Origin of the sequence: Rhodococcus sp. IEGM 1351 (genome assembly GCF_030056875.1) — a bacterium.
Classification (GTDB): domain Bacteria; phylum Actinomycetota; class Actinomycetes; order Mycobacteriales; family Mycobacteriaceae; genus Rhodococcus_F; species Rhodococcus_F opacus.
This window is the reverse complement of sequence record NZ_JASHKU010000033.1, coordinates 42,082-55,156: the sequence shown is the minus strand read 5'-3', so window position 1 is coordinate 55,156 and position 13,075 is coordinate 42,082. Positions and strand designations below refer to the sequence as shown.

General features: G+C 67.5%; 13 protein-coding genes. 8 read left to right on the top strand and 5 right to left on the bottom strand.

Annotated features, from left to right (window positions below; all coding sequences use genetic code 11):
• The first annotated feature begins 9 nt into the window (after positions 1-9).
• Genes QM806_RS36030 through QM806_RS36020 form a run of 3 tightly spaced genes read left to right on the top strand, consistent with a single transcriptional unit; the run spans position 10 to position 2,605 of the window.
• Positions 10-1,020, top strand: coding sequence for a bifunctional MaoC family dehydratase N-terminal/OB-fold nucleic acid binding domain-containing protein (locus tag QM806_RS36030; RefSeq protein ID WP_133986016.1), 1,011 nt, complete (start codon positions 10-12; stop codon positions 1,018-1,020).
• Entirely contained in the window at positions 1,017-1,439 is a 423-nt protein-coding gene (locus QM806_RS36025) for a MaoC family dehydratase (RefSeq protein WP_005265182.1), read from the top strand. Before QM806_RS36030 ends, QM806_RS36025 begins: the two co-directional genes overlap by 4 nt.
• The gene (locus QM806_RS36020; protein ID WP_283294564.1) at positions 1,436-2,605 is read left to right on the top strand and encodes a lipid-transfer protein; all 1,170 of its coding nucleotides are present in this window, start codon (positions 1,436-1,438) and stop codon (positions 2,603-2,605) included. Before QM806_RS36025 ends, QM806_RS36020 begins: the two co-directional genes overlap by 4 nt.
• Here QM806_RS36020 and QM806_RS36015 read toward each other — a convergent pair.
• Together QM806_RS36015 and QM806_RS36010 are read right to left on the bottom strand one after the other, a co-directional pair.
• Entirely contained in the window at positions 2,577-3,686 is a 1,110-nt protein-coding gene (locus QM806_RS36015) for a flavin-containing monooxygenase (protein WP_283294563.1), read from the bottom strand. The genes QM806_RS36020 and QM806_RS36015 overlap by 29 nt on opposite strands.
• A 109-nt stretch (positions 3,687-3,795) precedes the next feature.
• Complete coding sequence (locus tag QM806_RS36010; protein WP_283294562.1) at positions 3,796-5,436, bottom strand: helix-turn-helix transcriptional regulator; 1,641 nt, start codon at positions 5,434-5,436, stop codon at positions 3,796-3,798.
• 151 nt (positions 5,437-5,587) lie between these two features.
• On the opposite strand from QM806_RS36010, the gene QM806_RS36005 reads away from it, so the two are divergent.
• On the top strand, positions 5,588-6,544 hold the full coding sequence (locus QM806_RS36005; protein ID WP_005566074.1) for a daunorubicin resistance protein DrrA family ABC transporter ATP-binding protein: 957 nt from the start codon (positions 5,588-5,590) through the stop codon (positions 6,542-6,544).
• Positions 6,541-7,359, top strand: a complete 819-nt coding sequence (locus QM806_RS36000; RefSeq protein WP_005244857.1) for an ABC transporter permease — start codon at positions 6,541-6,543, stop codon at positions 7,357-7,359. Before QM806_RS36005 ends, QM806_RS36000 begins: the two co-directional genes overlap by 4 nt.
• 64 nt (positions 7,360-7,423) lie before the next feature.
• Here the strand turns inward: QM806_RS36000 and QM806_RS35995 are convergent, their stop codons facing one another.
• Both QM806_RS35995 and QM806_RS35990 read right to left on the bottom strand, forming a co-directional pair.
• The gene (locus QM806_RS35995; protein WP_005566073.1) at positions 7,424-8,005 is read right to left on the bottom strand and encodes a nucleotidyltransferase family protein; all 582 of its coding nucleotides are present in this window, start codon (positions 8,003-8,005) and stop codon (positions 7,424-7,426) included.
• A 35-nt stretch (positions 8,006-8,040) separates the two neighbouring features.
• Positions 8,041-9,033, bottom strand: coding sequence for an isopenicillin N synthase family dioxygenase (locus QM806_RS35990; protein WP_120659817.1), 993 nt, complete (start codon positions 9,031-9,033; stop codon positions 8,041-8,043).
• Between the two features lie 242 nt (positions 9,034-9,275).
• Here QM806_RS35990 and QM806_RS35985 point away from each other — a divergent pair, with 242 nt between their 5' ends.
• Positions 9,276-10,220, top strand: coding sequence for an alpha/beta fold hydrolase (locus QM806_RS35985; protein WP_265146968.1), 945 nt, complete (start codon positions 9,276-9,278; stop codon positions 10,218-10,220).
• On the opposite strand, the gene QM806_RS35980 is transcribed toward QM806_RS35985, so the two are convergent.
• On the bottom strand, positions 10,217-11,116 hold the full coding sequence (locus QM806_RS35980) for a LysR family transcriptional regulator (protein WP_005244852.1): 900 nt from the start codon (positions 11,114-11,116) through the stop codon (positions 10,217-10,219). The genes QM806_RS35985 and QM806_RS35980 overlap by 4 nt on opposite strands.
• A gap of 154 nt (positions 11,117-11,270) precedes the next feature.
• Here QM806_RS35980 and QM806_RS35975 point away from each other — a divergent pair, with 154 nt between their 5' ends.
• Both QM806_RS35975 and QM806_RS35970 read left to right on the top strand, forming a co-directional pair.
• Positions 11,271-12,575, top strand: coding sequence for an NAD(P)/FAD-dependent oxidoreductase (locus QM806_RS35975; RefSeq protein ID WP_005566068.1), 1,305 nt, complete (start codon positions 11,271-11,273; stop codon positions 12,573-12,575).
• A gap of 9 nt (positions 12,576-12,584) precedes the next feature.
• On the top strand, positions 12,585-13,049 hold the full coding sequence (locus QM806_RS35970) for an NUDIX hydrolase (RefSeq protein WP_005566066.1): 465 nt from the start codon (positions 12,585-12,587) through the stop codon (positions 13,047-13,049).
• Positions 13,050-13,075: the final 26 nt, after the last annotated feature.

Here is a 13,075-nt window from a genome sequence, read left to right as displayed (position 1 = left end):
CCGCGCGAAATGAGTTCCGAACAGATTCTCGCTGCCGCAGAAGAGGTCCGGTCGGCGGGCCCGAGCGCTCCCCGCCCCGGGCGGGACCCGATCAACCTGCCGATGATCCGCAACTGGGTGGAGGCGATCGGCGACAGGAATCCGATCTACGTCGACGAGGCGGCGGCGCGGGCAGCGGGACACGACGCCATCGTGGCCCCGCCCGCGATGGCGCAGGTGTGGACGATGCAGGGGCTGAACGCGGTTCGGCAACCCGACGACCCGCTCGGGCGCATGACGACGATCCTCGACGAGGCCGGGTTCACGTCCGTCGTCGCCACCAACTGCGATCAGATCTACCACCGCTACCTGAAGGTCGGCGAGGAGGTCACCATCACCACGACCCTCGAGGAACTCGTGGGTCCGAAGAAGACGGGCCTCGGTGAGGGGTGGTTCTTCACCACCCGCAGCCTGTGGCGGGTCGCGAACGGCGACGGCACCGGCGAGGTCGTGGCCGAGATGCTGTTCCGCATCCTGAAGTTCGCCCCGAAACCCGCTGAACCGGTGGCATCTTCGGCGAACGGTCGGGGCGCGTCCTTCGACGATCTGGACCCCGCCAAGTTGATGCGGCCCAGCGCCTCGCAGGACACCCAGTTCTTCTGGGACGGGGTTGCCGCGCACGAGTTGCGGATCCAGCAGCGGGAGGACGGATCGCTGCAGCACCCGCCGGTGCCCGCGCTGTGGAAGGACAAGGCGGAGACGACGGACTACGTCGTCGCGTCGGGCCGCGGCGCGGTGTTCAGTTACGTGGTCCACCACGCACCGAAGGTTCCGGGACGCTCGCTGCCGTTCGTGGTGGCGCTGGTCGAACTGGAGGAAGGCGTCCGCATGCTCGGTGAGCTGCGCGGTGTCGACCCCGCCGAGGTGACGGTCGGGATGCCGGTGGAGGCGATCTACCTCGACTTCCCGGGCGACGACGAGACGGGCGGCACGCCGTGGACCCTGTACGCGTGGCAGCGCGGAGCGAAGGAGCAGTCATGACGTCCACACTCGATGTCGCGGTGGGAACGACGCTTCCGGAATTGACGGTGACCGGCGACCCGACGTTCGTCGTTTCGGCCGCGCTGGCGACACGCGATTTCCAGGACGTCCACCACGACCGCGACCTGGCGCAGCAACGCGGGTCGAAGGACATCTTCGTCAACATCCTCACCGACACGGGTCTGGTGCAGCGGTTCGTCACCGACTGGGCGGGACCGAACGCGGTGATCAAGTCGATCGCGTTGCGTCTCGGGGTTCCGTGGTACGCGTACGACACCCTCACGCTGAGCGGCACGGTGGCGTCGGTGGACGACGGCGTCGTCACGCTGGACGTCGTCGGGAAGAACGGTCTCGGCGACCACATCACGTCGAAGGTGACCCTCGTCCTGGACGGACGCACGAACGGAGCGGGTGCATGAGCGGGTTGTCGGGCAAGGCTGTCATCGCCGGGATCGGCGCCACCGACTTCTCGAAGAACTCGGGCCGGAGCGAATTGCGGCTGGCGGCAGAGGCGGTCACCGCGGCGCTGGACGACGCCGGGCTGACCCCCGTGGACGTGGACGGTCTGACGTCCTTCACGATGGACACCAACACCGAAGCGGCCGTGGCCCGTTCGGTCGGCATTCCGGACCTGAAGTTCTTCAGCCGCATCCACTACGGCGGGGGCGCGGCGTGCGCGACCGTGCAGCAGGCGGCGATGGCCGTGGCCACCGGTGTCGCCGACGTGGTGGTGGCGTACCGGGCGTTCAACGAGCGGTCGGGGATGCGGTTCGGGCAGGTGAACTCCGGTCTGGTGCAGCAGGTGAACTCGTCGGGTACCGACAACGCGTTCTCCTACCCGCACGGCCTGTCGACGCCGGCGGCGTTCGTCGCGATGGTCGCCCAGCGGTACATGCACGAATACGGCGCTACGAGCGAGGATTTCGGACGGGTCGCGGTCACCGACCGCAAGCACGCCGCCACCAATCCGAACGCCTTCTTCTACGGCAAGCCGATCACCCTCGAGGACCACCAGAACTCCCGGTTCATCGCCGAGCCTCTGCACCTGCTCGACTGCTGCCAGGAGTCCGACGGCGGCATCGCGATCGTCGTCACGTCACCGGAGCGGGCGAAGGATCTGAAGCAGAAACCGGCCGTGATCGCCGCGGCGGCTCAGGGGAGCGGCAGCGACCAGTACATCATGACCAGCTACTACCGCCCGGAGCTCGCGGGTCTGCCCGAGATGGAGTTGGTCGGGAGGCAGCTGTGGGATCAGGCCGGGCTCGGACCGCAGGACATGGATCTGGCCGTCCTCTACGACCACTTCACACCATACGTATTGATGCAGCTCGAAGAACTCGGCTTCTGCGGCCGCGGTGAGGCCAAGGACTTCATCGCCGACGGTGCCATCGACCTCGACGGCAGTCTGCCGCTCAACACCCACGGAGGCCAGCTCGGCGAGGCCTACATCCACGGGATGAACGGCATCGCCGAGGGTGTGCGTCAGATCCGTGGCACGTCCGTGAACCAGGTCTCCGGCGTGCAGAACGTCCTCATCACCGCCGGGACCGGTGTGCCTACGTCAGGGTTGGTGCTGACGGCCTGAGGTCGGCCCGAGTCTGTCTGCGCGCAATGTGTTTTGCGACATACCCGGCATCCCTGCCGACCCCGCCGGTGAGCATCGAGGCGAACGCCTGCAGGAACGGCAGCCCCACGAAGTACAGTCCGGGATGGTCCGGTGAGACTCCGCGGGACTGCTCGGGCCAGCCGTCGGATCCGGTGACGGGGATCTGGATCCACGACGTGTCCTTGCGGAACCCGGTGCACCAGATGACGTTGCGGACGTCGAGTGCGGTGCCGTCGTCGAGGACCGGTCTGCCGTCGTGGACGCCGGTGACCTTCGCGGGGAAGTGCTCCACACGGGCGGCGGCCAGGTCGGCTCGCTTGACCCGCAGGAGTGGTCCGCCCCCCGAGCGGACGTGGGTGCGCATCTTCCGGCCGACGGGTGTGCGTTCCGTCAGAACGTGATTGGCCATGAACCACATGATCGGGATCGCGATGTGGGCGAGGCGTCCCTCGAGGTCGAACGGCACCTCCCCGCGGACCGGCCCGCAGATCGTGGTGCGATGCGAACGGGAGACTTCCAGCGCGATGTCCGCGCCGGAGTGGCTGCACCCGACCACCAGCACCGGCCCGTCCTGCAGTTGGGACGGATTGCGGTAGTCGCTCGAATGCAGTTGCCGGATCCGGGGATCGAGACGCTCCGCCAGATCCGGAAGGACCGGGGACTGCCACGTTCCGGAGGCGACGACGACATTGTCGGCCTCGAATCGGTCCGTCCCCGCCGTGACGACGTAACGGTCGCCGACACGGGACAGGCCGTCGACGGTGGTGCCGGTCCGGATCGGCAGCGCGAATCGCTCCGCGTAGGCCTCGAAGTAGTCGGCCACCTCGTCCTTACCAGGCCAGGACCAACCCCGGGCCGGAATTCCCCAGCCGGGCAGACCGTCATACCGGGCGGGACTGTAGAGCCGGAGCGAGTCGAACCGCTCCCGCCACACGTCCCCGACGCGATCGTGAGCGTCGAGGATCACGAACCGCTGCCCGCATCTTGTGAGGTGGTAACCGGTGGCGAGGCCGGCCTGTCCGGCACCGATCACGATCGTGTCGAAGCGTTCTGTGGACATCGTGTGCCTTCTTCCCTCGGGTGATCGGTGGTCATGCTCAACGCTATGACCGGGCCGATCTCGGCGCGTCGGGAGAATGGCGCAGATACGTACGACCGTATGGGTACTTTCATGCAGACGGCTCGACGAGGTGATGCTCGTACGCATAGGCGGTGGCCGCGGACCTCGACGAGATGCCCAGCTTGACGAAGATGTTGCTCAGGTGCCGTGCGACCGTCTTCTCACTGAGGAACAGTTCCGTCGCCACCGCGCGGTTGCTCTTGCCCGCGGCCACGAGGCGGAGCACACACACTTCACGCGGGGTCAGCGGCGTGGCGGCCGCCGGGTCGGGGCGGAACTCTGCCCGGAGGCGTTCGAGGTCCGGGAGGGCACCCAGTTGCCGGTAGGTGGCGGACGCGAGGTCGTGCTCCATCTGCGCGGTGTCGTCGTCACCCAGGTCGCGGCACACCAGCGCGACCGACTCCCGGACCCGCGCGCACTCGTAGGGCGCGCCGATGTCCTGCCAGCGCCGCCACGCGTCGCGCAGAACGGTCAGTGCGTCGCTGCCCCGTCCTTCGGCGTGCAGCATCGATCCCGACGCCTGCGCGGACAGTGCGCACAGGTAGGGGATCGCGAACCGTGTTGCGATCGAGTCGAGTTCGTCGGCGGCGGTGCGAGCGGCCGGAACGTCGCCGGCGGCGAGCAGGATGTCCACGTAGGCGGGCAGCAGCCTGGCGCGTTCCACGGCGCCGGTGGACTCGTCCACCGCACAGCGGATCGAGGCGGCCGCGCTGCCGAACCGCCCCTGCGCCATCCGCAGCAGCGCGAGTCCGGGCTGCGGTCGCCTGCCCCAGCGGTTCGCCTCCAGGAACAACTTCTCGGCTTGGGCGACCTCGCCGCGCAGGCGGTGGAGGTCGGCCATCACGTAGGCGGCGGACCCGGCCGCGGCGTGCGAGGCGAGCCGCTCGTGTGCCCGCCGCGCCGAGTCCATCGCCGTGGGCCAATCGCCCTGCAGTTGCAGGATCTCGGCGCGGTGGACGAGGCACTGACCGCGGTACGGGACGAGGTCGGGTTGCGAAGAGCACCACTCCTCCAGCGCCACAGTCCATTCCCTGGACCGGCGGAGATCGCAGATGTTCTGGCACTGCTCGATCACGGCGCAGTACACGATCCCCGCCACCACCGGGGACACCTCGTCGGACGTCACCCCGACCATCGCCTCGTCGAACGCGGACACCGCGTCGGCAACGTCCCCCAGCAGGACGAGCGAATGGCCGGTGCCCAGCACCCCGAGCGTCGTCAGATCCGGGTCGGCGAACCGGGTGCCCGCCTCCGTGATCGCACGGAAGATGTCGTGGGCGGCCTTGCCGTCGCCGGCGTCGATCCGTTGCAGTCCCTGCGGCACCAGCAGGTAGCCCCGCTCGGCGCAATCGACGCCCGCGGTGTCCAGCAGTCGCTGGGCCTTGCCCAGCCAGCCGCCGCCGCGCGCCTGCTCGCCCCGCATGATCAGGACGAACGAGAGCCAGAACGCGCACCGCGCGGAGCGCACCGGTCGACCCACGCGGGCCCACTCGTACACCGCCCGTTCCCACCATTCGGTGCTGGCGTCGTCCTCACCGAGCAGGTAGGCGGCGGTGGCGACCAGTTCGAGGTCGTCACCGGACAGTGGGGTCTGCCGGTCGGCGCCCGACAGTCGTGCGTAGGTGTCGCGCCAGTCTCGTCGCTCGAAGGCCGCACGGCCCGTCCGGAGTTCCGACGTCGCGTCGGACATCACTGTCTCCTGCCGAAGATCTGCGCGCTGACCTGCTCGGATTTTCAGACTACCGCCGCACCGGGCCCGCCGGGAACGTCGAATATTCCTCGCAACCTGTCGGTGCCTCGAGTCACACTGGGGTTCACACGCCAACGGATGGGAACTTCTGATGGTCGATGCGATAACGGCAGAGGGTCTGGTCAAGAAGTACGGCAAGGTCACAGCGCTGGACGGGGTCGACCTCGCGGTCCCGTCGGGAACGGTGATGGCACTGCTCGGCCCGAACGGCGCAGGCAAGACGACGGCGGTGCGGGTCTTCACCACCCTTCTCGTCCCGGACGCCGGCCGGGCGGAGGTGGCCGGTCTCGACGTCGTCCACGATGCGCGGGTGCTCCGATCCCGGATCGGCGCGTCCGGGCAGTATGCGGCGGTCGACGAGTACCTCACCGGTTTCGAGAACCTCGAGATGGTCGGGCGGCTCTACCACCTCGGGGGCAAACGCAGCAAGGCGCGCGCCCGTGAACTGCTCGAACAGTTCGATCTGGTCGAGGCGGGAGATCGTCCCGTGAAGGGCTACTCGGGTGGCATGCGCCGGCGTCTCGACCTCGCGGGAGCGCTCGTGGCCGAGCCGGAAGTGTTGTTCCTGGACGAACCGACCACCGGGCTCGACCCCCGCGCCCGGCTGGCCCTCTGGGACGTCATCGACAATCTCGTCGCCAGGGGCACCACGCTTCTCCTGACCACCCAGTACATGGAAGAGGCCGAGCGCCTCGCCGACCAGATCGCGGTGATCGACCACGGTTCGGTCATCGCCCGCGGAACCGCCGACGAATTGAAGGACCGTGTGGGTGGTGAGCGCATCGAGCTGAGCGTCCGGGAGGGCATCGAGCTCTCCGTCGTGCGCGACGAACTGGCCCCGCTCGCCGCAGGCGACATTCTCGTCGAAGAAAACGTCCGCCGGGTGACGGTGCCGGTGACCGGCGGTGCGGACGCCCTCGTCGAGGCGCTGGGCCGCCTCTCCACTCGAGGAGTGAAGGTGTTCGACGTCGGCCTGCGCAGACCGACCCTGGACGACGTCTTCCTCACCCTGACCGGACACGAAGCCGAAGAGGAGCACATCTCATGAGCGCCCCACAGACGGCGTCCGTGCACACCGCACTCGCGGACGGGCTCACGATCGCCAAGCGCAACATGATCAAGATCAAGCGCGTCCCCGACCTCATCGTGTTCACCACGTTGTCACCGATCATGTTCGTGCTGCTGTTCGCGTACGTGTTCGGTAGTGCCATCCAGGTTCCCGGGATGTCCTACCGCGAATTCCTGATCGCCGGGATCTTCACGCAGACAGTCATCTTCGGGGCCACGTGGACGGGTCTCGGGATGGTCGAGGATCTGCAGAAGGGGATCATCGACCGGTTCCGGTCGCTGCCGATGGCCCCGTCCGCCGTGCTCCTCGGCCGCACCTCCACCGATGTCCTGATCAACATCGTCAGCCTCGTCGTGATGTCGCTGACCGGCCTGATCATCGGGTGGCGCATCCACTCGAGCCTCGGCGAAGCGCTGCTCGGCTACCTGCTCCTGCTGTTGTTCGCCTACGCGCTGTCCTGGGTGATGGCGGTGGTCGGCCTGTGGATCCGGACACCGGAGGTGTTCAACAACGCCAGCTTCATCGTCATTTTCCCGCTCTCGTTCATCGCGAACACGTTCGTCGAGACCACCAACCTGCCCGGACCGCTGAAGGTGATCGCGGAATGGAATCCGGTGTCCGCGGTGACGCAGGCCGTGCGGGAACTGTTCGGAAACACCAACCCGGCCATGACCGTTCCCGACGCGTGGCCGTTGCAGCACCCGATCATCGCCTCCCTGGCATGGTCGGCGGTGCTGCTGGTGATCTTCGTGCCGTTCGCGATCCGGCGGTACAAGAAGGCGGTCAGCCGCTGAAGGTGCCGGACCAACGGGACGCCCGTTGCGTCAGATCGAACGAGCGTCCGGTTCGTCCCGGGGGCTAGCGGAGTTCGCGCGGCGAATCGACGTCGCGGCCCGACCCCAGGTCGGAGCAGTCGACGGCCTCGGCGCCGTGTGCCCCGAGGTATTTCCGTGCACCGGAGTCCCCGGTGAGGCTGCGCCGCAACGGAAGCCAGTGGTCGCGGCCGATCAGCACGGGGTGACCCGGGCGTCCGGAGTAGTGGGCCTGACGGAGCGCCGAGCGGGCGTCGCCGGGCGGCACCGACGCCACCCGACGGACGGCGTCGACACCGAGGTCGGGGAGATCGACCAGGGTGATGACGACGGCATCGACGTCGTCGAACGTCGCCGCGACCTCCAGCCCCCGGCGCAGGGAGGCCGACAGCCCCGACTTCCAGTCTTCCGCGATCCCGACGGTGACGGGGACGCCGGCCGGCAGTAGGTCCTCTGCCTCGTCGGCGCTGGCCCCGAGCACCACGACGGTCGGCCCGCATCCGGCCTCCGACAGCACTCGCACGCCGCGCGCGAGCCACGGTTCTCCGTCCGCGCCGACGACGAGTGCCTTGGGCATGCCCATGCGCGAACCGGCCCCGGCGGCGAGCAGCACGCCCCCGATCGTCATCGTGGTCTCACCTGTCGTCGCAGCATGCGTTCAACTTACTTTTCCTTGGCGAAGTTCGCGTTGACGCGCTGGTAGAGGTAGTCCTCGGCGGTGATGTCGGGGTACTTGCCCGCGGGTCCGGAGATGACGACGTCGCGGTTGGCCTGGGCGAAGAACGCGAGGCTGTAGCGGGCGCCGTGGTCGCCGTCCGGTCCGGGGCTCTTGACGCGGTGGAAGTTGGACGGCAACCGGTCGTCGCTCCACCGCATCAGCATGTCGCCGATGTTGCAGGTGATCGCGTCCTCGGACGGCTCGATGGGCGTCCACTCCTGGGTGTCCATCTCCTTGCCCGGCAGCACCTGCAGACCGCCCTGGCCTTCTTGCTGGAACAGCAGGGTGAGGCAGTCGAAATCGGTGTGGGCGCCGGCGCGCCACAGGCCGAGGTCGCTCCGAAGGTGCTCCGGGATGGCGAAGTAGTGCAGCATGCGCAGGGTGCTCTGGTAGCTGTCCACCGACGGGTCATGGGCCTCGGCGAAGAAGTCGCGCTCGAACCCGAGCTTGTCGGCGAAGCACGACAGCAGTCGCATCGCCACGTCCCAACACTGCGCCTCGAACCCGAGCATCGTGTCGCGGAAACCGGCCAACTCCTCCTCGGTGGGCCACAGGTCGCCCATGTGCGGACGGGTGATCTGGTACGACTCCTTCTCATCCGGGACGCCGATGGACGGGCGCACCTGGGTTTTGCTCTCCCACCCGGAGTTGAAGCCCCTCTTCAGCGGGTACTGCGCCTTCACGGCCGAATCGAGGGCGAAGAACTGCTCGGACATCGCGAACGCCCTGCGCACGTCGGCGACGTCGATGCCGTGGTTGTAGACCTGGAAGAAGCCGACGTCGACCGCCGCGTTCCACAGCTGTTCGGTGATGTCCGAGCGTCGAGCATCGAAGTCCGAGAGGTCGATTCGTCGGATCTCGCGGTCGGTGGTCTCCGTCCCGAGCCCACCCATGCGGGATTCCTTGGCGAGTTCGTTCAGCGCGTGGCTGCCGGTCATCGTATCCCTCCATCCTCGATTACATGCAATCTTGCGTGTTTGACCCACTATTGCTCGCAAACGTGACGAGTGACGACTTCGATGTGACGTATGCGTTAAATGCATGAGCGGCACATAAGTAGAATCGACGGCCGGGCCTCTCGAAGAAATTACATGCAATCGATACCTCGCACCCCCGTCGGGGCGTGCACCGTAGACTGGCCGGTGGCCTCGATACGCCAACAGTCGGAACGGACGGACACATGGTGGATCCGAACAGAGTCGGCGAACCTGCCCGGCAGGAGTTCGCGCAGCAGTGGGGCGGCTCCGGCAGCGTCGTCGACATCGACGGTCCCGTCCACTGGGTCGAATACGGTGCCGACACCGGATCGCTTCCGGTGGTCATGGTTCACGGCCTCGGCGGCTCGCATCTCAACTGGGTCCGGATCGCACCGGTCCTCGCGGAGCGCACCCGGGTGCTCACCGTGGATCTCCCCGGATTCGGGCTCAGTCCGTCCGGGCATCGCCGGACGGGGGTCGGCGCCAACGCCAAGGTGCTGCATCGCTTCCTCCGGGACGTCGTCGGTGGTCCCGTGATTTTGATGGGCAACTCGATGGGCGGCATGATCTCGCTGTTCGAGGCGGCGGCGCACCCCGAGACGGTTTCGGCGCTGGTTCTCGTCGACCCCGCACTCCCTGTCGCGCAACGGATCCCGGACCCCCGGATCGCCGCGCAGTTTGCGATGTACTTCACGCCGTTCGTGGGGGAGCGGTTCCTGCAGTACTCGAGCAGGAAGTTGACGGACCGGCAGTTGGTCGCGCGGATGATCGACCTGTGCTTCGCCGAGCCGAGCCGGGCGTCGGAAGATTCCCTCGACGCCGCAGCGGCTCTCGCGGGATACCGGCGCGGGCTGCCGTCCGAGGATGCTGCGTTCCTTCAGGCCAGCCGGTCGCTGATGCGGGTCCTGGCTCGCCCGCGCCGATACCTCGACACCATGCAGTCGATCGCGCAACCCGTTCTCCTGCTCCACGGCGACCGTGACCGGCTGGTTCCGGTCGCGGCGGCGCGCAAGGTGGCGACGGCAAACCCGCGGTGGGACAGCGTGATTCTCGCGAACGTGGGGCACACCCCGCAGCTCGAGGTTCCCGACACGATGCTCGACCACGTGCACGCGTGGGTCGACCGGCACGGACTGATCGACGCCTAGGCTTCGGCCGACCCGCCGGACCCGGCGATCGACTGCGCCAGCGCGCGGAACAGGTGGGTGAGTTCGGGTCTCGTCGCCGTTCCGCTCCGGACGACCCCGCACACCGGGATGCGCAGCCGGTCGTGCGCCTCGCGCAGGAAGCTCAGCCCGCGGCGGGGAGTCGCGTCGGCCGTGTCGGCGTACAGCACCGTCCACGACCGCGGGGTCGTGAGGACATCGAGGGTGGCGGTGTGGTCGCTGGGGATCGACGGTCCGAGCATGACCCGCTGCCCGACCTGCCGAAACGCGTCCTCGACGACGGTGTGGATCAGGATCTGACTGCTGCGTGGCGGGAGCAGCAGGGGGTACGGCGCCAGTTCGCTCAGGTCGACGGTCGAGACCCCCGCCAGCGGGTGTTTGCTCGACGTCACGATCACCAGGTCCTCGAGCCCGAATTCCACCGTTTCGAGCCCGGGCCGGTCGACGCCGCCGCGAATGAGCGCGAGATCGGCGTCCCCCGACGCGACCGCGGTCATCCGGTCGGTGAAGTCCTTGATGACGAATTCGATGTCGAGCTGCGGGAAGTCTTCGCGGACAGTGGATATCGCCTCGAGGCTCTGGGTTGCGAAGCTCATGCTCGCGCTGATGCGGAGCCGGTTGCGGGGATCGAGTCCCACCGACAGCGCGCGGGCCTCGAGGCCCATCATCTCGGCCGCGATGGGCATCAGCCGTTCGCCTGCCGCGGTCAGCCGCGTGGCGCGCGTCGACCGCTCCAGGAGGGTGGTGCCCAACTCGTGTTCGAGCTTCGCGATCTGGTGGCTGATCGCCGACTGGGAGATGAAGCAGCGTTGCGCCGCCCGCGAGAAACTGCCCTCCTCGCCGACCGCGAGGAAGTAGCGAAGCTGTCGGAACTCCATGACCTGAGGTTACGTCCTTCCGTGAAGACTTATGAGCAATCGAGATAACACAATTTCGATTTCCCCAGCTTACTGGCGATTAACAATGGCCGATCCCTAATGTGGAGCTCATACGCGGCGCTAAGTAGACGCCAGAAGCAGTAGGAGGTTTTCGGTGGATCGCACACAGGTCGTCATCGTGGGATCGGGATTCGGCGCCCTCGCGGCGGCGAAGAAGCTCGGCAAGGCAGGCACGCCGTTCGTGCTGATTTCCGAGACCACCGAGCATCTGTTCCAGCCCCTTCTGTACCAGGTCGCAACCGGTGTCATCTCGCCCGGCGAGATCGCCCCGTCCATCCGCGCGATCCTCGCCAAATACCCCAGCGGTGACGTCCGGCTCGGCCGCGTCGTCGACGTCGACCCGGACAAGAAGCAGGTCGTCTACGAGGCCGGCGGGGTGAGCCACACGATCGGTTACGACAGCCTGATCGCCGCGACGGGCGCCCGGCAGGCCTACTTCGGCCACGACGAGTTCGCCGAGGTCACGTACGCGCTCAAGACCGTCGCCGACGCCGACCGGCTGCGCCGCCAGATCGTCCGCTGCTTCGAGGAGGCGCACACCACCTCCGACCCGGAGCGTCGCCGCGACCTGCTGCACTTCATCGTGATCGGTGCCGGTCCGACCGGTGTCGAACTGGCAGGTCAGATCAAGGAACTGGCGGGCCGCTACTTCGAGAAGTCGCTCCGCGACATCACGTCCGAAGACGTCACCGTCACCCTCGTCGAGGGTGCGAACGAGACGCTGCCGGTCTTCGGCGGCAAGCTCAGCAAGTACACGCAGGACTCGCTGGAGAAGGCGGGTGTCGAGGTGGTGCTCGGCACGATGGTCACCGACATCGACGAACACGGTGCCACGCTGTCGTCGCCGAGCGCCGGTTTCGAGAAGCGCCTCACGGCCGACACGATCATCTGGTCGGCCGGCATCCAGGCCAACGACTTCGCCGCCGTGCTGGCGGACCGGACCGGCTGTGAGACCGGCCGCGGCGGGCGCCTGCTGGTCGACGAGGACCTCACGGTGGGCCGCTACGACGACGTCTTCGCAATCGGCGACATGGCCTCGCTGAACAACCTGCCCGCCCAGTCGCCGTTCGCGATGCAGGGTGGACGGCACGTCGCGGCCATCATCACCGGGAAACGCGCCCTCGGAACGCCGTTCACGTACCGCGACAAGGGCAGCATGGCGATCATCAACCGGTTCCGTGCGATCACCCGCGTCGGCAAGGTCGAGCTGACCGGTGTACTCGCCTGGTTCCTGTGGCTCGCCGTGCACCTCGTCTACCTGGTCGGATTCCGCAACCGGTACGTCGCGGTGATGTCGTGGTGCGGTTCGTTCCTCGGACACCGCCGCCCGCACTTCCACTACGCCCAGGAGATCGACCCCGCCGAACTGACCGAGCAGCGAGAGGGTGCCGCGGCCTAACATCGGTCGATGACCGTCACCAGCGCTGGAGTACTCCTGTATCGCACCGACGATGCGGGAGTGCTCCAGTTGTGGCTCGTGCACATGGGCGGCCCGTTCTGGGCGCGCAAGGACGAGGCCGCGTGGTCGATCCCCAAGGGGGAATACGCCGAGGGCGAGGATCCCTACGCGGCCGCGCTGCGCGAATTCGAGGAAGAGATCGGCGCGCCGCCGCCTGCCGTCGAGTACGAGTTACTCGGCGAATTCCGGCAGCCCTCACGCAAGCTGATCACCGTCTATGCGGCGGAGGTGAGCGAGGACGTCACGTTCGTCGAGAGCAACACGTTCGAGCTGGAGTGGCCGCCGCGGTCGGGGAAGTTTCAGCAGTTCCCCGAGGTCGACGACGCCCGCTGGTTCCCGGCGAGCGTCGCCGAGACGAAGCTGGTCAAGGGGCAGCGTCCGATAGTAAGAGCCTTGCGCCTTCGGCGCCCGTGAGTACTTATTAACCGCGGGACGTTAAT

Coding starts and splice junctions, on each gene's coding strand:
- QM806_RS36030 (WP_133986016.1), top strand. CDS start 10: ATGAGTTCCGAACAGATTCTCGCTGCCGCAGAAGAGGTCCGGTCGGCG.
- QM806_RS36025 (WP_005265182.1), top strand. CDS start 1,017: ATGACGTCCACACTCGATGTCGCGGTGGGAACGACGCTTCCGGAATTG.
- QM806_RS36020 (WP_283294564.1), top strand. CDS start 1,436: ATGAGCGGGTTGTCGGGCAAGGCTGTCATCGCCGGGATCGGCGCCACC.
- QM806_RS36015 (WP_283294563.1), bottom strand. CDS start 3,686: ATGTCCACAGAACGCTTCGACACGATCGTGATCGGTGCCGGACAGGCC.
- QM806_RS36010 (WP_283294562.1), bottom strand. CDS start 5,436: ATGTCCGACGCGACGTCGGAACTCCGGACGGGCCGTGCGGCCTTCGAG.
- QM806_RS36005 (WP_005566074.1), top strand. CDS start 5,588: ATGGTCGATGCGATAACGGCAGAGGGTCTGGTCAAGAAGTACGGCAAG.
- QM806_RS36000 (WP_005244857.1), top strand. CDS start 6,541: ATGAGCGCCCCACAGACGGCGTCCGTGCACACCGCACTCGCGGACGGG.
- QM806_RS35995 (WP_005566073.1), bottom strand. CDS start 8,005: ATGACGATCGGGGGCGTGCTGCTCGCCGCCGGGGCCGGTTCGCGCATG.
- QM806_RS35990 (WP_120659817.1), bottom strand. CDS start 9,033: ATGACCGGCAGCCACGCGCTGAACGAACTCGCCAAGGAATCCCGCATG.
- QM806_RS35985 (WP_265146968.1), top strand. CDS start 9,276: ATGGTGGATCCGAACAGAGTCGGCGAACCTGCCCGGCAGGAGTTCGCG.
- QM806_RS35980 (WP_005244852.1), bottom strand. CDS start 11,116: ATGGAGTTCCGACAGCTTCGCTACTTCCTCGCGGTCGGCGAGGAGGGC.
- QM806_RS35970 (WP_005566066.1), top strand. CDS start 12,585: ATGACCGTCACCAGCGCTGGAGTACTCCTGTATCGCACCGACGATGCG.